Annotated in this window: 20 protein-coding genes and 1 riboswitch; of the genes, 4 read left to right on the forward strand and 16 right to left on the reverse strand. The window is 72.9% G+C overall.

The genetic code is table 11. The annotated features are described in order from the left end of the window. Positions 1 to 61: 61 nt before the first annotated feature. Positions 62 to 634 carry an XRE family transcriptional regulator gene (locus ACIQWA_RS23385; RefSeq protein WP_360230055.1) on the reverse strand — a complete coding sequence of 191 codons (573 nt, stop codon included), beginning with the start codon at positions 632 to 634 and terminating at the stop codon, positions 62 to 64. 197 nt (positions 635 to 831) lie between these two features. Here ACIQWA_RS23385 and ACIQWA_RS23390 point away from each other — a divergent pair, with 197 nt between their 5' ends. Beyond that, positions 832 to 1,701 (forward strand): EamA family transporter, encoded by an 870-nt coding sequence (locus ACIQWA_RS23390; RefSeq protein ID WP_402485333.1) that lies wholly within the window; start codon positions 832 to 834, stop codon positions 1,699 to 1,701. A 9-nt stretch (positions 1,702 to 1,710) separates the two neighbouring features. Here the strand turns inward: ACIQWA_RS23390 and ACIQWA_RS23395 are convergent, their stop codons facing one another. After that, positions 1,711 to 2,835 (reverse strand): HoxN/HupN/NixA family nickel/cobalt transporter, encoded by a 1,125-nt coding sequence (locus ACIQWA_RS23395; RefSeq protein ID WP_360230059.1) that lies wholly within the window; start codon positions 2,833 to 2,835, stop codon positions 1,711 to 1,713. A 31-nt stretch (positions 2,836 to 2,866) separates the two neighbouring features. Further along, positions 2,867 to 3,061: riboswitch (cobalamin riboswitch) on the reverse strand. A gap of 81 nt (positions 3,062 to 3,142) precedes the next feature. Between ACIQWA_RS23395 and ACIQWA_RS23400 the strand changes: the two genes are divergently transcribed. Both ACIQWA_RS23400 and ACIQWA_RS23405 read left to right on the forward strand, forming a co-directional pair. Continuing rightward, entirely contained in the window at positions 3,143 to 3,526 is a 384-nt protein-coding gene (locus ACIQWA_RS23400; protein WP_360230061.1) for a metalloregulator ArsR/SmtB family transcription factor, read from the forward strand. Positions 3,527 to 3,705: 179 nt separating this feature from the next. Further along, positions 3,706 to 5,268, forward strand: coding sequence for a hypothetical protein (locus ACIQWA_RS23405; RefSeq protein WP_402485336.1), 1,563 nt, complete (start codon positions 3,706 to 3,708; stop codon positions 5,266 to 5,268). A gap of 191 nt (positions 5,269 to 5,459) precedes the next feature. On the opposite strand, the gene ACIQWA_RS23410 is transcribed toward ACIQWA_RS23405, so the two are convergent. The 9 genes from ACIQWA_RS23410 to mltG (ACIQWA_RS23450) all read right to left on the reverse strand — a co-directional run bounded on the left by ACIQWA_RS23410 (position 5,460) and on the right by mltG (ACIQWA_RS23450) (position 15,436). Continuing rightward, on the reverse strand, positions 5,460 to 7,457 hold the full coding sequence (locus tag ACIQWA_RS23410; protein ID WP_402485339.1) for a regulator: 1,998 nt from the start codon (positions 7,455 to 7,457) through the stop codon (positions 5,460 to 5,462). A gap of 69 nt (positions 7,458 to 7,526) precedes the next feature. Continuing rightward, the gene (locus ACIQWA_RS23415) at positions 7,527 to 8,336 is read right to left on the reverse strand and encodes an Fpg/Nei family DNA glycosylase (protein ID WP_402485342.1); all 810 of its coding nucleotides are present in this window, start codon (positions 8,334 to 8,336) and stop codon (positions 7,527 to 7,529) included. Between the two features lie 78 nt (positions 8,337 to 8,414). After that, on the reverse strand, positions 8,415 to 9,359 hold the full coding sequence (locus ACIQWA_RS23420; RefSeq protein WP_402485692.1) for an AAA family ATPase: 945 nt from the start codon (positions 9,357 to 9,359) through the stop codon (positions 8,415 to 8,417). Positions 9,360 to 9,497: 138 nt separating this feature from the next. Further along, positions 9,498 to 9,926, reverse strand: coding sequence for a type II 3-dehydroquinate dehydratase (gene aroQ / locus ACIQWA_RS23425; protein ID WP_360230367.1), 429 nt, complete (start codon positions 9,924 to 9,926; stop codon positions 9,498 to 9,500). Between the two features lie 8 nt (positions 9,927 to 9,934). After that, positions 9,935 to 11,026 (reverse strand): 3-dehydroquinate synthase, encoded by a 1,092-nt coding sequence (gene aroB, locus ACIQWA_RS23430; protein WP_360230069.1) that lies wholly within the window; start codon positions 11,024 to 11,026, stop codon positions 9,935 to 9,937. Further along, on the reverse strand, positions 11,019 to 11,540 hold the full coding sequence (locus ACIQWA_RS23435; RefSeq protein WP_380401436.1) for a shikimate kinase: 522 nt from the start codon (positions 11,538 to 11,540) through the stop codon (positions 11,019 to 11,021). Before ACIQWA_RS23435 ends, aroB begins: the two co-directional genes overlap by 8 nt. After that, the gene (gene aroC, locus ACIQWA_RS23440) at positions 11,537 to 12,721 is read right to left on the reverse strand and encodes a chorismate synthase (protein ID WP_360230073.1); all 1,185 of its coding nucleotides are present in this window, start codon (positions 12,719 to 12,721) and stop codon (positions 11,537 to 11,539) included. The genes ACIQWA_RS23435 and aroC overlap by 4 nt, the downstream gene beginning before the upstream one ends. 163 nt (positions 12,722 to 12,884) lie before the next feature. Further along, a complete protein-coding gene (locus ACIQWA_RS23445; protein ID WP_402485347.1) occupies positions 12,885 to 13,715 on the reverse strand; it encodes a shikimate dehydrogenase in 831 nt (276 codons plus the stop codon). 77 nt (positions 13,716 to 13,792) lie between these two features. Next, positions 13,793 to 15,436, reverse strand: coding sequence for an endolytic transglycosylase MltG (gene mltG / locus ACIQWA_RS23450; protein WP_402485350.1), 1,644 nt, complete (start codon positions 15,434 to 15,436; stop codon positions 13,793 to 13,795). On the opposite strand from mltG (ACIQWA_RS23450), the gene ACIQWA_RS23455 reads away from it, so the two are divergent. Next, a complete protein-coding gene (locus ACIQWA_RS23455; protein ID WP_402485353.1) occupies positions 15,419 to 15,649 on the forward strand; it encodes a hypothetical protein in 231 nt (76 codons plus the stop codon). The genes mltG (ACIQWA_RS23450) and ACIQWA_RS23455 overlap by 18 nt on opposite strands. Before the next feature lie 185 nt (positions 15,650 to 15,834). On the opposite strand, the gene mltG (ACIQWA_RS23460) is transcribed toward ACIQWA_RS23455, so the two are convergent. The 5 genes from mltG (ACIQWA_RS23460) to ACIQWA_RS23480 form a co-directional block, all read right to left on the reverse strand. Further along, positions 15,835 to 17,070, reverse strand: a complete 1,236-nt coding sequence (gene mltG, locus ACIQWA_RS23460) for an endolytic transglycosylase MltG (RefSeq protein WP_402485356.1) — start codon at positions 17,068 to 17,070, stop codon at positions 15,835 to 15,837. A 159-nt stretch (positions 17,071 to 17,229) separates the two neighbouring features. Further along, positions 17,230 to 17,709: a Holliday junction resolvase RuvX gene (gene ruvX / locus ACIQWA_RS23465; protein WP_360230081.1), complete on the reverse strand. Its 480-nt coding sequence runs from the start codon at positions 17,707 to 17,709 to the stop codon at positions 17,230 to 17,232. Further along, positions 17,709 to 20,378, reverse strand: a complete 2,670-nt coding sequence (alaS, locus tag ACIQWA_RS23470; RefSeq protein ID WP_402485359.1) for an alanine--tRNA ligase — start codon at positions 20,376 to 20,378, stop codon at positions 17,709 to 17,711. The genes ruvX and alaS overlap by 1 nt, the downstream gene beginning before the upstream one ends. Next, positions 20,378 to 20,809 (reverse strand): DUF6167 family protein, encoded by a 432-nt coding sequence (locus ACIQWA_RS23475; RefSeq protein WP_360230085.1) that lies wholly within the window; start codon positions 20,807 to 20,809, stop codon positions 20,378 to 20,380. The genes alaS and ACIQWA_RS23475 overlap by 1 nt, the downstream gene beginning before the upstream one ends. A 4-nt stretch (positions 20,810 to 20,813) precedes the next feature. Then, positions 20,814 to 21,293, reverse strand: a complete 480-nt coding sequence (locus ACIQWA_RS23480; protein ID WP_402485362.1) for a DUF948 domain-containing protein — start codon at positions 21,291 to 21,293, stop codon at positions 20,814 to 20,816. Positions 21,294 to 21,410 lie beyond the last annotated feature (117 nt).

A 21,410-nucleotide genomic window follows, 5' to 3' on the forward strand; every position in this document is an offset into this window, starting at 1 on the left:
CCGAGCTCGGGGGAGGCGCCGTTCGCGACGTACGGGGACGGCGCGACGTACGGGGACGGGCTCAGCGCGGCGGCGGCACGGACACCACCATGGTCAGCCGCAGCTCCCGCTCCCCCGCGTTGCGGTAGACGTGCGCGAAGGAGGCGTCGAAGGAGACCGTGCTCCCGACCGGCACGGTGTGCTCGCGCTCGCCGTGCACGAGGGTCAGCTCGCCCTCGACGACCCGGAGGATCTCCACCGTCCCGGCCGGGTGCGGCTCGGAGGAGTACTCCTCACCGGGCGCCATCCGCCACTCCCACAGCTCCAGCGGCCCGGGCGCCTCGATCCCGTGCAGCAGGGTGCCGGTCCCGCCGGCCGGCCCGTTCCAGAGCGGGACGGCCTGGTCGCCGGGCACGATCCGGACGTCCGGACCCTCCTCGTAGTCGAGCAGGGTGGCGATCGAGACGCCGAGCGCGTCGCCGAGCCGGACCACGGTGGCCACGCTCGGATTGGTGCGGCCCTGCTCGATCTGGACGATCATGCCCCGGCTCACCCCGGACCGGGCGGCGAGGGCGTCCAGGGTGTGGCCGCGCTCGGTGCGCAGCCGCTTGAGGTTCCGGGCGAGGGCCCTGGAGACCAGGTCGGGGTCCGGCACGCGGGCAGTCCTCCGGTGTCTCACCGTACGAGAAGTACAGAATAGTGTTCGGCCGAGTTCAGTTTTGTGCACTACGCTGCCGTTCCGGCAACAAGTCCATCCGACTGTACTTCGGAGTGCATTGTGCTGTCCTCGATCCCCCGCGCCCCGGCCCCCCGGGCCTCGACCCCGCACGCCGTGAGCCCCGGGGCGCTCCGGTGACCGCCCTGCTCGCCCTCGCCGCCAGCCTGCTCACCGGCCTCGGCGACTTCGGCGGCGGCATCCTCACCCGCCGACTGCCCGCGCTCGCCGTCGTGGTCGTCTCCCAGGCCACGGCCGCCGCCGTACTGGTACTCGCGGTGCTGGCCACCGGCGGCTGGGCCGACGCCTCCCCGGCCCTCTGGTACGCCGTCGCCGCCGGGGTGATCGGCCCGTTCGCGATGCTCGCCTTCTACCGGGCGCTCGCCCTCGGCCCGATGGGCGTGGTCTCCCCGCTGGCCACCGTGGGCGTCGCCGTCCCGGTCGGCCTCGGGCTCGCGCTCGGCGAGCGGCCCGGCCCGGCGCAGCTGGCCGGGATCGCGGTGGCGGTGGCCGGCGTGGTGCTGGCCGGCGGGCCCGAACGCGGCGGACCGGCCGCCGCCCGTACCGCCCTGCTGCTCACCCTGGCCGCCGCCTTCGGCTTCGGCGCCAACATGTCCCTGCTCGCCCAGGCCTCGGCCGGCGGCGGGCTGCTGCTGGTGCTGTGCGTCCAGCGGCTGGTCAACATCGCGGTCGGCGGCGCCGCGCTGCTGTACTCGCTGCGTGGCGTGTACTCGCTGCGTGGCACCGCCGGCGGCGGACTGCTGCCCGGGCTGCGCGCCCGGCTGCCGCTGCTCACCGCCGTGGGGCTGCTCGACGTGGCCGGCAACGCCGCCTACGCGACGGCCTCGCACGGCGGCTCGGCGGCGGTGGCCGCCGTACTGGCCTCGCTCTACCCGGTGGTCACCGCGCTGCTGGCGCGCGGGGTGTTGAAGGAGCGGCTGCGCCCGGTCCAGGTGGTCGGCGCCGGGCTCGCCGTGGCGGGCACGCTGCTGCTCGCGGCAGCGTGACCCCGACCGCTACTGCTGCTGCTGCGCGGGAGTCCAGCGCTTCTCGACGCCCGCCAGCTTCCAGTACCCGATGGCGATCGCCCACACCACCACGAACAGCCCGGCGATCGCGTAGCCGACGTTGTCCAGCGAGATGTCCGCGATGAACCCGGTCACCGGGTCGGTCAGGTCGAGCTTCTCGTGCAGCACGCCGACCAGTTCGATGGTGCCGATGATGAAGGCCACCGCGATCGACAGCCCGGTGATGGTCAGGTTGTAGTACACCTTGCGCACCGGGTTGGAGAAGGCCCACTGGTACGCGAAGTTCATGAACGTCCCGTCCAGGGTGTCGAACAGGCTCATCCCGGCCGCGAACAGCAGCGGCAGGCAGACGATCGCGTACCAGGGCAGCCCGGCCGCCGCGCCCGAACCGGCCATCACCATCAGGGTGACCTCGGTCGCGGTGTCGAAGCCCAGGCCCAGCACCATGCCGACCGGGAACATCTGCCCGGGCCGGGTGATCGAGCGGGTAGCCCGGTTCAGGATCCGGGCCATGAAGCCGCGCGAGTCGAGGTGCGCCTCCAGCTCCGACTCGTCGAACTGCCCGGCCCGCATCGAGCGGAACACCTTGAGGATGCCGAGCAGCGCCGCCAGGTTGAGCGCGCCGATCAGGTAGAGGAAGGCGCCGGAGGCCGTGGTGCCGACCACCCCGAGCCACTTGTGGGTGGCCGAGTCGTCGTCCATCAGGGTGTTCGCCAGCTGGGCACCGCCCGCCACCAGGGCGGCCATGATGACCACCATCGAGGAGTGGCCGAGGGCGAACCAGAACCCGACCGAGACCGGCCGCTTGCCGTCCGCCATCAGCTTGCGGGTGGTGTTGTCGATCACCGCGATGTGGTCGGCGTCGAAGGCGTGCCGCATGCCGAGGGTGTAGGCGGTGATGCCCAGGCCCACCCCGAAGACCTGGGTGCCGACGGCGTAGTTGTGCGGCGCGACCAGGAAGATGAGGGTCCCGAAGGCCACCACGTGCATGGCCAGGATCACCCCCATCAGCCCGGCGGTACGGACGGTGTCCTCGCGCTTCCACCGGAAGGTGGGCAGTACGGAGGGGGCGGGGTCCGCCTCGGCGGGCGCGGCGGTTTCGGGCAGGGTCATCTTCGGATCACGCTCCAGCACCTCGTGGAATGACTTCGTGAGATGCCGTGGCCGGTCTCCTGGCTTACGGGGCTTCCGGACCCGCCTTCCCAGGCGCACGAAGCGCCCAGTGGCATGTGGGTCCGGACTTCTCTCCCCCGATCACAGTGGCGAGGGCCGCTCCGGAGCAGGACCTGTCGAAGGTCCGTCACCGGTATTCCCGAGCACCACGGCGGGGAACACCGTAGGGGCAGGACCGCACCCTCGCAAGGTTGCGCACCTGTGCAGGTGTCCAGGATCACAGGTCGTGAGCTGCCAGAATGTCCGCATGCATCTCGTACCGGCCGACCGCGCGGGCCACCGCACCATCGACGGACACCGGGTCTGCGAAGCCATCGCCGCCATCGGTGACACCGAGCACGTCCGGTCCTGGGCCGAGCGGTTCTCCCTGCTCGCCGACCCCGGCCGGCTCGCCCTGCTGCTCGCCCTCCACCGGGCCGGGCCGCTCGCCGTCAGCGACCTGGCGGTCGCCACCGGCATGCGCGACCCGGCCGTCTCCCAGGCCCTGCGGCTGCTCCGCACGGCGGGAGTGGTCACCGGAGACAAGGACGGACGCGTGGTGCGCTACCGGCTCGTGGACGACGCCATGCGCCCCCTCCTCGACGAATGCGCCGCCGCCGACCACGAGGAGCCCGCCGCGGCGGCGGGCTGACCGACACTCGGCAAACCACGCCGGGGGCGCGGGGGGATGAGTACGATCTTCGTGTGCTGATTCGCCTCCGGCCTCGGCCTTGGCCCGACGACTCACGCTGGGATTCCCGACCGGTCACGGCGCGCGTCCTCGCCGTCGCCCGCACGCTCACCTCGGCCACCCGGGTTCTCGACGTGCTCATGCTGCTGCGTGGTCAGGACGGCATCAGGTTCTACATCACCGTCAACCCCGGCTCGGAGTTCGCCACCGGACTCGACGACTACCTCCGCACCCTGCCCGGCAACATCACCGTGCTGCCCTGGAAGGAGGCCGTCCGGTACGAGTTCGACCTTGCCGTCGCCTGCGCCGTCCACGCCTCCATGCACCGGCTGCACGCGCCGCTCGTCGTCCTCCCGCACGGCGCCGGGTACAACCGGCTGGTCACCGAGTCCACCGGCGACCCGGTCAGCGCCGCCGGCCTCTCCCGGCGGGAACTCACCTACCGGCGGCGGGTGTTCCCCAGCGTCGTCGGCCTCACCCACTCCGAACAGTTCGGCCGGCTGGCGGACTGGTGCCCCGAGGCCCTCCCCCGCGCCCGGGAGGTCGGCGACCTCTGCCACGACCGGATGCAGCACAGCGCGGACTCCCGGGACCGCTACCGCGCAGCGCTCGGCGCCGTCGACGGACGGCGCCTGGTCGTGGTCAACTCCACCTGGAGCGAACACTCGTTATTCGCCCACGCCCTCGACCTCCCGTCCTCGCTCATCGCCCAGCTCCCGGCCGACGAGTACACCGTGGCGGTGATCCTGCACCCCAACATCTGGGCCAAGCACGACCCGGAGGCGATCCTCGCCGCCGCCACCCGCTCCGGCCTGCGGCTCATCCCACCGCACCAGGGCTGGCAGGCCACCGTCGTCGCCGCCGACTGCCTGATCGGCGACCACGGCTCGGTCTCCTTCTACGGTGCGGCCCTGCGGCACCCGACCCTGCTCGTCACCAGCGGCGCCGCCGAACTCGACCCGCGGTCCCCCACCTACGCCTTCGGCCAGGCCGCACCCGCGCTCGATCCGCACAGCGACCTGCTGGCCCAGATCGAACAGGCCATGGCGAAACACGATCCGGCCTCACTGCAGTCGATCACCGACCGCTCGCTCGGCCGACGCGGTCGTTCCGGCGAGCTCCTGGCCACCCTGCTGCACGACTTCCTGCCGGCCGTCGACCGGCCGGCCAAGGCCCCGGACCTGCCGCCCTACCCGGCACCCGTCCCGCTACCCGCCGAGTCGCCGACGGCCTACGACGTCGAGGGCGAATGCCGGGGCAGCGAGGTCAGCCTCCGCCGGTTCCCGATCGTCGTCCCCGAGCACCACCGCCCCCGTGGCTTCCACGTCGCGAGCACCGAGGAACCCGTCCGAGAACTGAAGTTCACGGCGGAGGTCCTGGCCCGCACCACGATCCGGGCCGAACGGCCCGCCGAGCACTGGCTCGCCGAGGCCTCGGCCGACTGGCCGAGCGCCGGCGTGCTGGTGGCCGCCCTCGGTGAGGCCCGCCATCTGGTCCGGCTGCCCGACGGCCTGCTCCTGGAGGCACAGGCCGAGGAAGCCTGGGGCACCACCGAACCGCTCCTGGACCCGCTCCTGCTGGGCTCCGCGCTCGTCCTGTGGCTCGCCGACGGCGGCGAGCCGGCCCTGCTGCCCGACCACGGCCTCACCATCCGCACCGGAACCCACCTGACCCGGGTGGCCTTCACAGCACGGCCGGCCTAGACCCAGGTGCCCTTCCCGGCACGGCCCGCCTAGGGCGTGTCTGACAATTCGCGTCGGATCAGCGCGCGGCGTTGGGGTGCGTGCATCGCAAGGCGGAGGAGGGAGTCCATGCGGAGCATCGGCGACTGACGACAACGCGGCGAGGTGCGTGCCCCGGCGTCGCGCGCCCGGCGGGAATTGTCAGACACGCCCTAGGCCTCCGGCTCTCCCAACCAAGCCCGGCTGCGCGCCGCGAGCGTGGCGTCCCCGAGCTCCTCCGCGAGCGAGAGCAGCAGTCGGTGCGCCTCCCGCTCCTTGGCGAGCTGGCCGAGCTCCGCCGCCCGTCGCACGCACTCCTCCGCGCACCGGACGGCCGACTCCAGGTCCCCCAGGCCGCGGTACGCACGGGCCCGCACCAGCGGCAGCCGCATCAGCATCGGCTCGTCGTCGGTGCGCTCGGCGGTCGCCGCCGCCCCGTCCAGCACACCGATCGCCTCGGCCGCCCGCCCGGCCGCGATCAGGGCCTGGGCGATGTTGTAGTCCTGCACGACCTCGCCGTGCGGATCGCCCTCGTTGGCCTCCCTGGCCAGGACGAACCGCTCCACCGCACGCTCCGGACGCCCGTCGGCCAGACAGAGCAGACCGTCGGTCTCGTACAGCACGCCGCTCAGCCGCGGCTCGTCGACGAGCGGCAGGATCTCCGACGCCATCGCGACCTGCTCGACGGCCAGCGGGTACTCCTTCAACTCGTAATGCGCCCGCGCGAGTTGGTTGCGCATGCGGATCACCGCGTCCGGGCGGTTGTCCCACTGCGCCGACTCCACGCCGAGCCGGTGGGTCTCGATCCAGTCCCCGTAGTTCTTGTCGCTGTGGTAGAGGGCCCAGAGCGACTCGCACAGCCGCCAGACCTCGCCGTGCCAACCCTGCTCCGCCGCCGCACGGACGACCTCCCGCAGATCGGCCCGCTCGGCCCGCAGCCACCCGAGCGCGCTCTTCTTGTCGGTGAACCCGGGCAGCCCCTCACCGCTGCGCTCCTGGAGCCGGAAACGGTCCCCGAGCACCAGGGTGTCCGCCAGCGCGGCCCGGCCACGGAAGTACCCGACGGTCCGGGCCAGCAGGTCGAGGCGCTCGGGCAGCTCGCGGGCGCACCCACGCGCGTGCAGCCGGACCAGGTCGTGAGCGCGGAAGCGCCGTCCCGGGCCGTCGTCGACGACATCGTCCAGCAGGTGCGCGGAACGCAGCTCACGCAACCCTTCCGAAGCCCGGTCGATCCCGGCCGCCTCGGCCAACTCCGCCGAAACGAACGGCCCCGGGTTGACGCCCACCAGGTGGTAGAGCGCCTTGGCGTGCGGGGAGAGTCGCCGGACCACCGGGTCGAGCATCCTGTCGATCCCGCCCTCCTCGTTGTCCAGCGACACCAACCGGTGCGCCGGGTCCGAGAGTTCGGCCAGAGCCTGGTCGATCTCCAGCTCGCCGTCCAGCAGTTGGTAGCCCATCGCGTTCAGGGCCAGCGGCAGGCCGTCGCAGAACCCGACCAGCTCGGCGACCTCCTGGTCGGTGCCCCGGCCCGGGCCGAGCCAGCAGCGCACCAGTTCCACGCCGGCCGCCGGACTGAGCGGATCGAGCTGGAGCACCTCGGCGCCGTCCAGTCTCAGCCCCGGCAGCCGTCGGCGGCCTGCGACGACCACCAGGCCACCGGCCGGCAGCAGCCCCCTGACCTCGGCCGCGTGCTCGACGTTGTCCAGGAACACGAGCACCCGGCGCTCGGCCGTGATCGTCCGGAACCGCGCCGCCCGCTCCGGCAGGGTGCCGGGGACGTCCGCCACCCCGAACTCCCGGAGGAACCCGGCCAGCACCTCGCTGAGGTCGACCCCGCCGAGATGGCGGTACGCCGCGAGATCGGCGTAGAGGTCCCCACCGGGGAAGAGGCTGCCGTGCCGCGACACGAAATGGGCGATCAGCTCCGTCTTCCCGACCCCACCGAGCCCGGTGAACGCCACGATCCGGGGCCTGCGCTCCTCGACCCGGCCGATCGCCGCCACGAGGGTGGCGAGCTCTCGCTCCCGGTTGACGAAGAAGTCCCGGGACGGCCGGACCTGATGCGGCGTCCGGAGGCTGTCCTGCAGCTGGACCGTGACGTTCCCGCCCTGGATCACGTTGCCGTGCACCACCGCGCCCGACAAGCTGTTGGACACCTCGTAGCCGTCCACCCGTCCGCTCCCTCCGACCAGCCGGGCCCAGCCTACGGCGTCGGGCGGCCCGTGGCGCCTGAATCCTCCTCAGGCCGCCTGGCAGGTCGGGCACCAGAACAGGTTGCGCGCCGCGTGCGCCTCCGTCCGCACCTCCGTGCCGCAGACCAGGCAGGGCATCGCGGCGCGGCGGTAGACGTACACCTCGCCGCCGTGGTCGTCGACGCGGGGCGGGCGGCCCATCGCCTCGGGGGTGTGCTCGGGGCGTACGGTGTCGATCCGGCCGGCGGCGACACCCTGGTGCATCAGGGCGACCAGGTCGGCCCAGATCGCGTCCCACTCGCGGCGGGTGAGGTCGCGACCGGCCCGGTGCGGGGCGATCCGGTGGCGGAACAGCACCTCGGCGCGGTAGACGTTGCCGACCCCGGCCAGCACCTTCTGGTCCATCAGCAGCGCGGCGACGGTCGTGCGGCTGCCCGATATCCGGCGCCAGGCGGCCTCCGGATCGGCGTCGGCGCGCAGCGGGTCGGGGCCGAGGCGGGCGGCGACGGCGGCCTTCTCCGCCCCGGTGACCAGCGCGCAGGTGTTGGGACCGCGCAGGTCGGCGTAGCCGTCCTCGTTGGCCAGCCGCAGCCGGACCAGTCCGACCGGTTCGGGCGCCGGGCCGGTACCGAAGGTGAAGCCGCCGTAGAGCCCGAGGTGGACGTGCACCCAGCCGCCCTCCTCGAAGCCGAGGAAGAGGTGCTTACCGGTGGCCTCCGCGCCGGTGAGCAGCTGGCCGTCGAGCGCCTTGGCCTCGTCGGCGAAGCGGCCCTGCGGGCTGGAGACCTGCACCGGGCGGCCGCCGAAGGCCTTCCGGTTCTGGCCGGCGAGGCGGTGGATGATGTGGCCTTCCGGCACGGGCGTCAGCTCCCGGGGTGGTTCTGGCAGGACCCGTCCATCATCTCAGCCGCCCCCGACCGGGCCCGAACCCCGTGGTCAGCGGACCGGCATGCCCATCAGCCGGGCCAGGATGACCCGGTCCAGCTCGGCGGCCGTGCCGGCGACGTCCAGGTACGAGTTGTCGATGATCGGCAGCCCGGAGTTGTACCAGCCGGCCATCCGCCCGTGGATGCGCGCGACCTCCTCGTCACCGAGCCGCCTGGTGCCGCCGCGGCGGGCGTTGCGGCGCAGCACCGAGTCCAGGCTGGGTAGCAGCACCACCGGGATCATGCCCGGGCCGATGTGCCGCTTCCAGCCGCCGAGGCCGATCGCCGGGCGGTCCGGGAAGACGGCGTCGTCGATGATGCAGGAGATGCCGTTGGCCAGGTAGTTGCGGCAGGCGAAGCCGCAGGTGCGGCGGGCCAGCCGGTACTGGGCCTCGGAGGCGTTGTTCCAGCCGGCCTGCGGGTTGGCGAAGCCGGACTGCACCCACTCCCGGACGTCGTCCAGGCTGATGTGCGCGGTCGGGGTGCCACGGCGCTCGGCCCAGTACCGGGCGACGGTGGTCTTGCCCGCCCCGGCCGGGCCGATCAGCAGGACGGCGATGGGGCCGGCGGGCGCGTGGCGCTGCGAGGGGTGGGCGGGGAGCTGGACGGGCGTGCCGGCGGGCAGCACGAAGTGCCCGGTGCCACCGGCCGGGACGGGCGCGGGCGGCGGTGCCGCGGCCGGGGCGGGCACGGGGTTCGGCACCGGGGCCCGCGTCGCGACGGGAGCCGGAACCGGAGCCGGAACCGGAGCGGCCAGGGTGGCCGGGGCGGGCCGGGGTGCGGCCGGTGGCGGCGCGACGGGAGCGGGAGCCGGAGCCGCGGCGGGTGCAGCGGCGGGCGGCGGGGGAAGCGTGGTGGCGGGCGCGGCGACCGGGGCCGGAGCGACCGGCGGCGGTGGCACCGGCGCACCCGGTGCCCCCGGCGTGGACACCCCCGCACCGCCCCCCGGCGGCACCGGCGGAGCGGCGGGACGCGGCGGGACCTCCCCGCCTCCGGCGTACTGCGTCACGGCACCTCCCGACACCTCTCAGCGGGGACATTACACGGCGGCCCGGCGGCGGGCACAGTCCGCCGCCGGGCCACTGACCAGCAGTCAGCGCGAGGCGAGCTGCTCCGCCAGCGCCCGCAGCGCCAGCTCGTACGACCCGATCCCGAAGCCCGCGATGGTGCCGGAGGCCACCGCCGCGATCACCGAGTTGTGCCGGAAGGTCTCCCGCGCGTACGGGTTGGAGATGTGCACCTCGATCAGCGGCGCGGTACGCTGCGCCGCGGCGTCCCGCATCGCGTACGAGTAGTGGGTGAACGCGCCCGGGTTGATCACCACGGGCACCTGCCCGTCGGCCGCCTCGTGCAGCCACTCCACCATCTGCTGCTCGGAGTTGGTCTCGTGCACCTCGACCTCGAAGCCGAACTCCTTGCCCAGCGCGGTGCAGCGCTCGACCAGCCCGGCGTACGAGGTGGCGCCGTAGACGTCCGGCTCCCGGCTGCCCAGCCGGCCCAGGTTGGGGCCGTTGAGCACCATCACCCTGGTCACGCCGAGACCTCCGCGTACGCGGCGACCAGCAGCGACGGGTCGGGGCCCTCCAGTACGGAGGTCTTGCCGAGGCCGTCCAGGACGATGAAGCGGATCAGGTCGCCGCGGGACTTCTTGTCGATCTTCATCGCGTCCAGCAGCTTCGGCCAGGCGTCCGCCCGGTAGCTCAGCGGCAGGCCGACCGAGGCCAGCACGGTGCGGTGGCGGTCGGCCGTCTCGTCGTCCAACCGGCCCGCCAGGCGGCCGAGTTCGGCGGCGAAGACCATGCCGATGGAGATCGCCGCGCCGTGCCGCCACTTGTAGCGCTCGTTGCGCTCGATGGCGTGGCCGAGGGTGTGGCCGTAGTTGAGGATCTCGCGTCGGCCGGACTCCTTGAGGTCCCCGGAGACGACGTCGGCCTTGACCTGGATGGCCCGGCGGATCAGCTCGACGGTGTGCGGTCCGGCCGGCGTCCTGGCGCCCTCCGGGTCGGCCTCGATCAGGTCGAGGATGGCCGGGTCCGCGATGAAGCCGCACTTGATGACCTCGGCGAGGCCGGAGACGTAGTCGTGCGTGGGCACAGTCTCCAGGGTGCCGAGGTCGGCCAGCACGCCCACCGGCGGGTGGAAGGCGCCGACCATGTTCTTGCCCTCGGCGATGTTGATGCCGGTCTTGCCGCCGACGGCCGCGTCGACCATACCGAGCAGCGTGGTGGGCATGGAGATCCAGCGCACCCCGCGCAGCCAGGTGGCCGCGACGAAGCCGGCCAGGTCGGTGGTGGCCCCGCCGCCGAGGCCGACCACGACGTCGCTGCGGGTGAAGCCGGTCTGCCCGAGCACCGACCAGCAGTACGCGGCGACCTCGGCACTCTTCGCCTCCTCGGCGTTCGGCACCTGGAGCGCGATCGCCTCGTAGCCCTCACCGGCCAGGTCCTCACGGATGGCGTCGGCGGTGGCGGCCAGCGCCTCCGGGTGGATGATCGCGACCCGCCTGGCGCGGGTGCCGATCAGCGGCGCCAGCTCGCCGAGCAGCTGGTGCCCGATCAGCACGTCGTACGGGTCGTGGCCGGCGCTGCCGCCGACGTGAATCCTGACGGTGGTGTCAGTCATGGGGGGTGTTCAGCTCCAGTGCTTCCAGTACGGCGTCCGCGACCTGCTCGGGGGTGCGGTCGGCGGTGTCGACGACGGCGGTGGCCACCTCCAGGTAGAGGGGGCGGCGGGCCTCCATCAGCTCGCGCCAGCGGGCCCGGGGGTTGACGGCCAGCAGCGGGCGCGGGGCGTCCAGGCCGACCCGCTTGACCGCGTCGCCCAGCGGGACCTCCAGGAAGGCCACCGGCAGCTCGCGCAGCAGCGCACGGGTGGCCTCGGCCATCACCGCGCCGCCGCCGAGCGCCAGCACCCCGTCGTGTCCCTCCGCGGCCGCGCGCACCGCGCGGACCTCCAGCTCGCGGAAGTGCGGCTCGCCCTCGTCGATGAAGATCTCCGGGATGGGCTTGCCGGCCAGCGCCTCGATGTCGGCGTCGGTGTCCCGGAAGCCGACGCCCAGGCGCTCGGCCAGGGCCCGCCCGACGGTGGACTTGCCACTGCCGGGCGGGCCGACCAGCACCACGACGGGCTTCGTCATCGGATGATCAGGTTGTCGAGGTAGCCCTGGACGTTGCGGCGGGTCTCGGAGACGTTGTCGCCGCCGAACTTCTCGTTCACCGCGTCCGCCAGCACCAGCGCGACCATCGCCTCGGCGACAATGCCGGCGGCCGGCACCGCGCAGACGTCCGAACGCTGGTGGTGCGCCTTGGCCGGCTCACCGGTGCGCACGTCCAGGGTCTGCAGCGCCCGCGGCACGGTGGCGATCGGCTTCATCGCGGCGCGCACCCGCAGCACCTCACCGGTGGACAGCCCGCCCTCGGTGCCGCCGGAGCGGCCGGAGGTGCGCTTGACGCCCTCGGGAGTCGGGACGATCTCGTCGTGCGCCTGCGACCCGGGGACCCGGGCCAGCTCGAAGCCGTCGCCGACCTCGACGCCCTTGATCGCCTGGATGCCCATCAGCGCGGCGGCCAGCCGCGCGTCCAGCCGGCGGTCCCAGTGCACGTGCGAGCCGAGGCCCACCGGCACGCCGTACGCGAGCACCTCGACCACGCCGCCGAGGGTGTCGCCGTCCTTGTGGGCCTGGTCGATCTCGGCGACCATCGCCTTCGACGCGTCCGCGTCCAGGCAGCGCACCGGGTCGGCGTCCAGCCGGGCCTCGTCCGAGGGCAGCGGCACCACGCCGGCCGGCGCCTTGGCGGCGGCCAGCTCGACCACGTGGCTGACGATCTCGATCCCGGCCACCTCGCGCAGGTAGGCGCGGGCGACCGCGCCCAGCGCGACCCGGGCGGCCGTCTCCCGGGCGCTGGCGCGCTCCAGGATCGGCCGGGCCTCCTCGATCGAGTACTTCTGCATGCCGGCCAGGTCGGCGTGGCCGGGCCGGGGGCGGGTCAGCGCCTCGTTGCGGGCCAGGCCCGCCAGCACCTCGGGGTCGACCGGGTCGGCCGACATGACCTGCTCCCACTTCGGCCACTCGGTGTTGCCGACCATGATCGCGACCGGGCTGCCCATGGTCAGACCGTGCCGGACGCCGCCGAGGAAGGTCACCTCGTCCTGTTCGAACTTCATCCGCGCCCCGCGGCCGTAACCGAGCCGGCGGCGCGCCAGCGCGTCGGCCACCACCTCGGTGGTGACCGGTACACCGGCGGGCAGGCCTTCCAGCGTCGCGACGAGTGCGGGGCCGTGCGACTCCCCCGCCGTCAGCCAGCGCAACGTACCCAACGGAGCTCCTTCATCAGCGGGCCGGCCCACGGCACCGCCGGGGCCCGCCCGAGCGTGCCTTCTGTCCGAATCCTTTCATGCCCCGGCAGCCCCTGGGGGCACAGTCCGCGTGACGGACGGCAACCGGTCACTCCACGAAACGATTCGGCCGCGCGCGGCGTTCTCAGCGCCCGGCCAGTGCCCGCTCCCCCGCCTCGCGCATCGCCGCCAGCGGCCCGGGCGCCCGCCCGGTGAAGGCCTCGCTCTGCAGCACCGCCTGGTGGACCAGCAGGTCCAGCCCGCCGAGGACGGTCGCCCCGCGCCCCGCGCAGGCGGCAGCCAGCGCCGTCGGCCACGGGTGGTACAGCACGTCGAACAGCGCCCCCGGGGCCGCCGGCAGCGAGCCGGCGAAGCCGTCGGTCGCCCCGACCGGGGTGGTGGAGACGGTCAGCGGCCGCTCCAGCGCCTCCGCGCCGCGCTCCCAGTCCTCGGTCCGCACCGCCACGCCGAGCCGCTCGCCCAGCTCGGCCATCTCCCGGGCCCGCTCGGCGCTGCGCACGTAGACCGTCACCTCGCCGGTGCAGACCTGGGCCAGCGCGGCCAGCGCCGAGGAGGCGGTGGCTCCCGCCCCCAGCACGGCGGCGGCCGGCACCTCGGTGATGCCGCGCTCGCGTAGCGCGTTCACCAGCCCGGGGACGTCGGTGTTGTCCCCGGTGCTCCGCCCGTCGGCGGTGAACACCACGGTGTTCACCGCGTCCACCGCGCGGGCCGTGGCGCTGACCTCGTCCAGCAGCGGGATGACCGCCCGCTTCAACGGCATGGTCAGCGACAGCCCCGCCCACTCGGCCTCGTCCAGCCCGGCGAGGAACCCGGGCAGGGCAGCCTCGTCGACCTCGAAGCGGTCGTAGCGCCAGCCGTCCAGCCCGAGCGCCGCGAAGGCGGCCCGGTGCAGGTCGGGCGAGAGCGAGTGGGCGATCGGTGAGCCGAGGACGGCCGCCCGGTGCTTGCTGGTCAACACTGCCTCTCCGTGATCTCCGTGAACGACGGTGCCGTGGCGGCCACTTGCTGGTGCCGGCTACTTGGTGGTGCCTGCTACTTGGTGGTGCAGTGCAGGCCGACCTTGTCGAAGCCCTGGCCCGCCGCCTTGCAGTACGCCTCGACGTTGGCCGCGTGCTCCTTGTCCGTCTCGGCGAACAGCGTGTTGGTCGGGGACATCGCGATGAAGTACAGCCACTTGCCGTCCGCCGGGTTGAGCACCGCGTTGAGCGCCTCGTCACCGGGGTTGGAGATCGGCGTCGGCGGCAGGCCCGGGTTGATGTAGGTGTTGTACTTGTTGGACCCGTCGTTGATGTCCTTCGACGTGAGTTCCTTGCGGCCCAGCGAATACTGCAGCGTGGTGTCCATGCCGAGCGTGTGGCGCACGGTGTCGCTGGCCAGCCGGTTCTGGATGGTCCTGGCCATCTTGGCGAAGTCGCCCGGGTTGTTGCCCTCGCGCTGCAGGATGCTCGCCTCGATGACCACCTCGTAGCCGTTCTTGAGGCCCGCCTTGGAGGCCTGGCTGTCCAGGTTGGCGTACTTGTCGGTGGCGGTCTTCACCATCTGCTTGAGCAGGTCCTCGGGCTTCATGCCGTCGGCGATGTTGTAGCGGGTCGGCCAGAGGAAGCCCTCGATGTTGCCGTTCGCGTACGCGGGCAACCCGAGCTCGTTGACCTGGGCCTTGGCGACGTTCGCCGTGGTGCCCTTCTGGAGCTTCAGCTTTTCGTCGATCTTGGCGTAGATCTCGGAGGAGTTCTTGCCCTCCGGGAACACGATCGCCGCGCCGCCCGCCTGGTCCAGCAGTTCCTTGACCGCGGCCGCGGCCGGCATCTCCTTCTTCAAGGTGTAGAAGCCGTACTGGATCGTCTGGCACTTGGGCTCGGCGTCGCAGGCCTTGGTGAAGGCGTCGACGCTCTTGACCACACCGGCGGCCTTGAGGGCGGCGCCGATCTGCCCGCCGACCGCGCCCTGCTTGACCTCGATCTGGACGGAGCCGGTGCCCTCGCCGGTGAAGTCCGGCGGCGGGCCGAAGTGGTCCTGGTAGAAGCCGTAGCCCCACCAGCCGGCGCCGCCGAGCAGCCCGAGCAGCACCACGGCGACCACCAGGCAGGCGCCACCGTTGCGGCGGCCCGCCTTCTTGCCGCTCTCCTTGCGCTTCTTCTTCGCCTCGCGGGAGTCGTCCTGCTCACCGAGGAAGCCGCTCTGCTCGGCCTCGGCGTGCTCGTCGAGGTAGCGGTCGCCCTCGTGGTGCTCCTCCTCGGCGCGGCCGTCCCACTCCCCCTCCGCGGGTTCGTGCGCGCCGCCGACCGGATCGGCGCCGGACTCCAGCGCGGCGGCCTCGGCCTCCCAGTCGATGCCGTCCGGGCCGGGACCGGAGGCGGCCTCGGGCACCGGGGCCGGGCGGGCGGCCTGCTGCTGGGGCATCCCCTGCTGCATCTGCTGCTGCATGCCCTGCTGCTGCATCGGCATCTGCTGCTGCCCGTACCCCTGCTGGGGCATCCCCTGCTGCATCTGCTGCGGGTAGGCCTGCCCCTGCTGACCCATGCCCTGCTGACCCATGCCCTGCTGCGGGAACCCCTGGTCGTAGCCCTGCTGCGGCATCTGCTGCTGCGGGTACCCCTGCTGCGGCATGCCCTGCTGCCCGTACCCCTGCGGCGCCATCATCTGCTGGGGGTGGCCGCCGTGCATCTGCTGCTGCATCTGCTGCTGCTGCTGTTGCTGCTGCTGTTGCTGCTGCGCGTACCCCTGCTGAGCGTCCCCGTACGGCTGCTGGCCGTGCTGGTCCTGCTGCGGGTACTGCTGCCACTGGCCGTCCTGCTGGCCGGGGATCGGCTGCTGGCCGCCGTAACCGGGATCACCGGGGTGCCACGGCTCGCCCTGGGGGCCGTAGCCCCGACCCAGATCGGTCATTGATCCCCTTAACCGACGGTGACGACCGGAGGATCGGACCGGCCGTCCGGGACGACGCGGTCCCGGCTGATTCTCGAACCGGCGTGCTAGCGCAGCGCCTGGGAGGAGACGTTACCGTACCGCAGCCGTACCCCCGCCCGGGCGGACGCACTGTCAGTGAGCGACCTCACGCTCGGCGTACGGGGCCGTCACGGTGTGGCGGCGCCCGGTGTCGAGGGGCTGGCGGCGGCGGTCGGAGCGGTGGAGGCCGGCGCGCTCGGCTTGGCCGCCCGGGCGGCGTTGAACTCGGCGACGTTCTTCTGCTGCACCTCGAAGCTGTCGGTGAAGCGGGTGTCCCCGGGCTTCACGGTCACGAAGTAGACCCAGTCCCCCGGCGTCGGGTCCAGCGCCGCCATGATCGCCTGCCGGCCCGGGTTGGAGATCGGCGACGGCGGCAGGCCCGGGTGCAGGTAGGTGTTGTACGGGGAGTCCAGCTTGGTGTCGGTGACGGTGGTGTTCAGGGTCGAGCGGCCGAGGGCGTAGTTGATGGTGGAGTCCAGCTGGAGCGGCATCCCCTTGGCCAGCCGGTTGTAGATGACCCGGGCCACCTTGCCCATGTCCTCGGTGTTGTCGGCCTCGCCCTGGACCATGCTGGCGACGGTGACCAGCCCGTACAGGCTCTGTCCGAGGTTCTGCGCGACGACGTTGGCGTCGTCCCGGCTGAACTCCTTGCCCGCCCGCTCGACCATCTGCTTCAACAGGTCCAGCGCGGTGGTCCCGTCGGTGACGGCGTAGGTCGCCGGGAACAGGTAGCCCTCGGGGCTGCCCTTGGCGAAGTCCGGGAGGCCGAGCTCGGCGCTCTGCTCCTGGGCGGCCTTCTGGGTGGTGCCCGCGGGGAGGTTGAGCTTCTTGTCGATCGCCGCGTAGATCTGGTAGCCGCGCCAACCCTCGGGAATGGTCAGGCCGTTGGCGTTGGCCGGGTCGATCAGGACGGCCAGCGCGGCGGCGGCCGACATCTTCTGCTTCAACGTGTACGTGCCGGGCTGGATCCGCCCGGCGGCGGCCGCGCTGCCCTTCGCCGCCCGGGTGAAGGCGAGCGAACTGGCCACCACCCCGTTGCGGACCAGCGCGGAGGCGATCTGGGACAGGCCCGCGCCCTCCGGCACCGAGACCTGGACGCTGCCGCTGCCCTGCCCCGCGTAGTCGGCGGCCGCCGCGGGCTTGCGCTGGTGCTGGAACCAGGTGTAGCCGGTGAGCCCGATCCCGCCGAAGACCGCGACCAGGGCGAAGGCGGTGAGGCCGCAGGCCAGTCCGTTACGCCGCCGGTGCGGGTCCGGCGCATCGGAGCGCGGCCGGGGCGCACCCGGAGGACGGCCCTCCGGCTCCAGCACCGGCGCACCCAGGTGCCCCGGGGTGAGCCCCGGGTGGAAGTCCTGGTCGGTCATGGCTCGCGGCCCCCTCGGCGGTCCCGAATCGCTGAGAATCGCTCCGGTCCGACACGAATCGATGCGGATCGATCCGAAACGGACACGGAAACGAACGAAAGAGGGGTCCGTGCGGACGTGTCCGCACGGACCCCTCTTCGGGACGTTAGATCAGGCCGGTCAGCCGGTCGCCTCGACGCTCTCACCGGGCGGGCGTCCGCTCACCCGTTCGGACTCAAGGGCGGTCTGCAGGATCACCACGGCGGCGGCCTGGTCGACCACCGAGCGGCCCTTCTTCGCCTTGACCCCCGAGGCGCGCAGCCCGTGGGTCGCGGTGACGGTCGTCATCCGCTCGTCCACCAGCCGCACCGTCACCGGGTAGACCCGGTTGGCCAGCCGTGAGGCGTAGGCCCGGACCTTCTCCGCGGCCGGGCCCTCCTTGCCGCTGAGCGAGCGCGGCAGCCCGACGACCACCTCGATCGCGTCGTACTCCTCGACGATCGCGGCGATCCTGGCCTGCGACTTCACGCCGGCCGGAACGGTCTCCACCGGCGTGGCGAGCACCCCGTCGGGGTCGCAGGACGCGACCCCGATCCGGGCGTCACCGACATCGACGGCGATCCGCCGCCCACGCCGGAAGGGCCTCTCCTCCTGCTCCATCAGCTGGCGCGCTCCGCGACCAGGCCGCGCACCGCGGCGATCGCCTCGCCGACCGCGGCCGGGTTGGAGCCGCCGCCCTGGGCGACGTCGTCCTTGCCGCCACCGCCGCCGCCGAGGGTCTTGGCGGCGGTGCGGACCAGCTCGCCGGCCTTGATGCCGCGGCCGCGGGCGTCCTCGTTGGTGGCGATCACGGTCAGCGGGCGGTCGTTCGCCACGGTGAAGGCGGCGACCACGGCCGGGCGCGAGCCGAGCCGGCCGCGCACGTCCAGGACCAGCTTGCGCAGCTCGTCCGCGCCCACGCCGTCGGCGACCTGCGCGGCGACCACCGCGATGCCGTGCACGTCCTCGGCCGAGTCGGCCAGGCCCGCCGCGGCGGCCAGCACCTTCTCGGCGCGGAAGCGCTCGATCTCCTTCTCGGCGTCCTTGAGCTTGGTGAGCATGCCCGAGATCTTCTCCGGCAGCTCCTCCGGGCGGCCCTTGACCAGCTCGGTGAGCTGGGCCACCACGGTGTGCTCGCGGGCCAGGAACTTGTACGCGTCGACGCCGACCAGCGCCTCGACGCGGCGCACGCCGGAGCCGATCGAGGACTCGCCGAGCAGCTTCACCAGGCCCAGCTGGGCGGTGTTGCCGACGTGGGTGCCGCCGCACAGCTCCTTGGAGAAGTCGCCGATCGAGACGACCCGCACCTCGTCGCCGTACTTCTCGCCGAACATCGCGATGGCGCCGGCCTTGCGGGCCTGGTCCATCGTCATGACCTCGGCGGTGACCTCCAGCTCGCGGCCCAGCACGTCGTTGATCTTCTGCTCGACGTCCACCAGCACGCTGCCCGGAACGGCGGCGGGCGAGCCGAAGTCGAAGCGGAAGCGGCCGGGGGCGTTCTCGGAGCCGGCCTGGGCGGCCGTCGGGCCGAGCGCGTCGCGCAGCGCCTGGTGGGTCAGGTGGGTGGCCGAGTGGGCGCGGGCGATCGCCCGGCGGCGCTCGGTGTCGATCGTGGCGTACGCCGAGGCGCCGAGCACGACCTCGCCGAACAGCACACCGCCCGAGTGCACGATGACGCCCGGGACGGGCTGCTGCACGTCGCGGATCTCGACGACCGCGCCGGACTCCAGCCGGATCCGGCCGTGGTCGGCGAGCTGGCCGCCGCCCTCGGCGTAGAACGGGGTGCGGTCGAGGATCAGCTCGACCTCGTCGCCCTCGGAGGCGGCCGGCGACGGGACGCCGTCCACCAGCAGGCCGACGACGGTGGCCTCGCCCTCGGTCAGGTTGTAGCCGGTGAAGAGGCTCGCGCCGGACTTGTCGGCGACCTCGCGGTACGCGGCGACGTCGGCGTGGCCCATCTTCTTCGCCCTGGCGTCCGCCTTGGCGCGGTCCCGCTGCTCCTGCATCAGGCGGCGGAAGCCGGCCTCGTCGACCTGGAGGCCCTGCTCCTCGGCCATCTCCAGGGTGAGGTCGATCGGGAAGCCGTAGGTGTCGTGCAGCTTGAAGGCCTGGTCGCCGGAGAGCACCGCGCCACCGGACTGCTTGGTCTCGGTGACCGCGGCGTCCAGCAGGCTGGTGCCGGCCTTGAGGGTCTGCAGGAAGGCCGCCTCCTCGGCGACCACGACGGTCTCGATCCGCTTGCGGTCGGTCTCCAGCTCCGGGTACTGCGGGGCCATCGCCTTGATCGCGATGTCGGTGAGGTCCTTGGCCACCGGCTCGGTGGCGCCCAGCAGGCGCATGTTGCGGATGGCGCGGCGCAGGATGCGGCGCAGCACGTAGCCGCGGCCCTCGTTGCCGGGGGTGACGCCGTCGCCGACCAGCATCAGCGCGGTGCGGATGTGGTCGGTGACCACGCGCAGCGAGACGTCCGACTTGTGGTCGGCGCCGTAGCTGTGGCCGGTGAGCTCGGCGGCGCGGTCGAGGATCATCCGGCTGGTGTCGATCTCGAAGAGGTTGTCGACGCCCTGGAGGATCGCGGCGAGGCGCTCCAGGCCCAGGCCGGTGTCGATGTTCTTGCTCGGCAGGTCGCCGAGGATCTCGAAGCCGTCCTTGCCGTCGCCGTGGCCGCGCTCGTACTGCATGAAGACCAGGTTCCAGATCTCCAGGTAGCGCTCGCCGTTGACCGCCGGGCCGCCCTCCTCGCCGTACGCGGGGCCGCGGTCGTAGTTGATCTCCGAGCACGGGCCGCACGGGCCGGGCACGCCCATCGACCAGAAGTTGTCCTTCATGCCCAGGCGCTGGATGCGCTCGGAGGGCACGCCGATGACGTCGCGCCAGATCTGCTCGGCCTCGTCGTCGTCCTTGTAGACGGTGATCCAGAGCTTCTCCTTCTCCAGGCCGTAGCCACCGTCCGCGACGGGAGTGGTGAGCAGCTCCCAGGCGAACTTGATGGCTCCTTCCTTGAAGTAGTCACCGAAGGAGAAGTTGCCGCACATCTGGAAGAAGGAGCCGTGCCGGGTGGTCTTCCCGACCTCCTCGATGTCGAGGGTGCGCACGCACTTCTGGACGCTGGTGGCGCGCGAGAACTGCGGCTTGACCTCGCCCAGGAAGTAGGGCTTGAACGGCACCATGCCGGCGTTGACCAGCAGCAGGGTGGGGTCGTCGGCGACCAGGGACGCCGACGGAACGACGGTGTGGCCGCGCTCCTCGAAGAAGCGCAGCCAGCGGCGGCGGATCTCAGCCGACTCCATTAGTGGTCCTTCCGGTTCGTTCCGCCCCGCGGCAGGGCTCGGCGGGGCGTTTCTTCAATGGTCTGTGGGACGGTGCGGCCCCCGCCGTCGGGCAGGGCGCGGGCGGGGGGCAGGGCGGCGGCCGGGCGACCGGGCACCGCCGAGATAGCTCGGTACTGCGGCTCGCCGCGCAGCACCCGGCGGGTGCTGCGGGGCTCCGCCACGGCGGTGCCGTGCAGTCCGAGGTCGTCCTTGAGCTGCTCCTCGCGCTCGGCCATGCCGGAGCGCACGTCCTGGGCGAACTGCTTGGCCCGGTCGCCCAGGTGCAGGGCACCGCGCGCGGCGGTGCCGGAGAGGCTGTCCGGGGTGAGCCGCTGCACGGCGCCGTTGGCCTTGTTCATGGCCCACACCGCGGCGCCTGCGCCGACCGCCATCCAGAAGATCCGTGCCATCCGGTCAGCCCCTCACCGCTCGCCGGACCCGGGAGAGCAGGCCGCTCCTGGGCGCGGTCGCGGCGCGCACCTCGGCTCGGATCAGCCGGGCCAGCTCGTCGCGCTCGGCGGGCTGCACCGGCACGCTCGGCAGGGTGCCCTGCTGCTTGGCGACGGCCTGGCGGACGCCGTAGCTGAACGCGGCGACCTTCATCAGCGGGCCGCCCAGCGTGGCGGCCGCGGTGGAGGAGAGCGCCTTGGCGTTGGCGGCGGCGTCCTGGACGTTGGCGGTGATCTCGTCCACCCGGTCCAGCTGCTCGTTGGCGCTGCGCACCGCCGCGCCGGCGTCGGCCAGCAGCGGGACGGCCTGTTCGGTGACCGCGGAGACCAGGACGGTGGCCTCCTTCAACACCCGGGAGAGTCGCACCAGCACCACCGCGAGCAGGGTGACCAGGACCGCCCAGAACACGGCGACGAGCAAGCCGGCCAGCTCTCCCACGGACACTTCTGCGCGCTCCCTCGCCTTGCGGTTCCCAACCGAACCCTATCGCGCCCGGGCCCGCTTTCCGGACCGGGTCACGGCGGTGGCCTCGCCCGGATGTGCGAACCGCGCGCGTAACCT

It is taken from the genome of Kitasatospora sp. NPDC098652, from assembly GCF_044760155.1.
In the GTDB taxonomy this organism is placed as follows: domain Bacteria; phylum Actinomycetota; class Actinomycetes; order Streptomycetales; family Streptomycetaceae; genus Kitasatospora.

What these genes read in the sequence shown, in the direction of transcription:
- ACIQWA_RS23395 (WP_360230059.1), bottom strand. Translation starts at nt 2,835, where the DNA reads ATGACCCTGCCCGAAACCGCCGCGCCCGCCGAGGCGGACCCCGCCCCC.
- ACIQWA_RS23400 (WP_360230061.1), top strand. Translation starts at nt 3,143, where the DNA reads ATGCATCTCGTACCGGCCGACCGCGCGGGCCACCGCACCATCGACGGA.
- ACIQWA_RS23405 (WP_402485336.1), top strand. Translation starts at nt 3,706, where the DNA reads ATGCTGCTGCGTGGTCAGGACGGCATCAGGTTCTACATCACCGTCAAC.
- aroQ (WP_360230367.1), bottom strand. Translation starts at nt 9,926, where the DNA reads ATGGTGCTCAACGGCCCCAACCTGGGCCGGCTGGGCAGCCGGGAGCCG.
- aroB (WP_360230069.1), bottom strand. Translation starts at nt 11,026, where the DNA reads ATGACTGACACCACCGTCAGGATTCACGTCGGCGGCAGCGCCGGCCAC.
- ACIQWA_RS23435 (WP_380401436.1), bottom strand. Translation starts at nt 11,540, where the DNA reads ATGACGAAGCCCGTCGTGGTGCTGGTCGGCCCGCCCGGCAGTGGCAAG.
- mltG (WP_402485350.1), bottom strand. Translation starts at nt 15,436, where the DNA reads ATGCAGCAGCAGATGCACGGCGGCCACCCCCAGCAGATGATGGCGCCG.
- mltG (WP_402485356.1), bottom strand. Translation starts at nt 17,070, where the DNA reads ATGACCGACCAGGACTTCCACCCGGGGCTCACCCCGGGGCACCTGGGT.
- ruvX (WP_360230081.1), bottom strand. Translation starts at nt 17,709, where the DNA reads ATGGAGCAGGAGGAGAGGCCCTTCCGGCGTGGGCGGCGGATCGCCGTC.
- alaS (WP_402485359.1), bottom strand. Translation starts at nt 20,378, where the DNA reads ATGGAGTCGGCTGAGATCCGCCGCCGCTGGCTGCGCTTCTTCGAGGAG.
- ACIQWA_RS23475 (WP_360230085.1), bottom strand. Translation starts at nt 20,809, where the DNA reads ATGGCACGGATCTTCTGGATGGCGGTCGGCGCAGGCGCCGCGGTGTGG.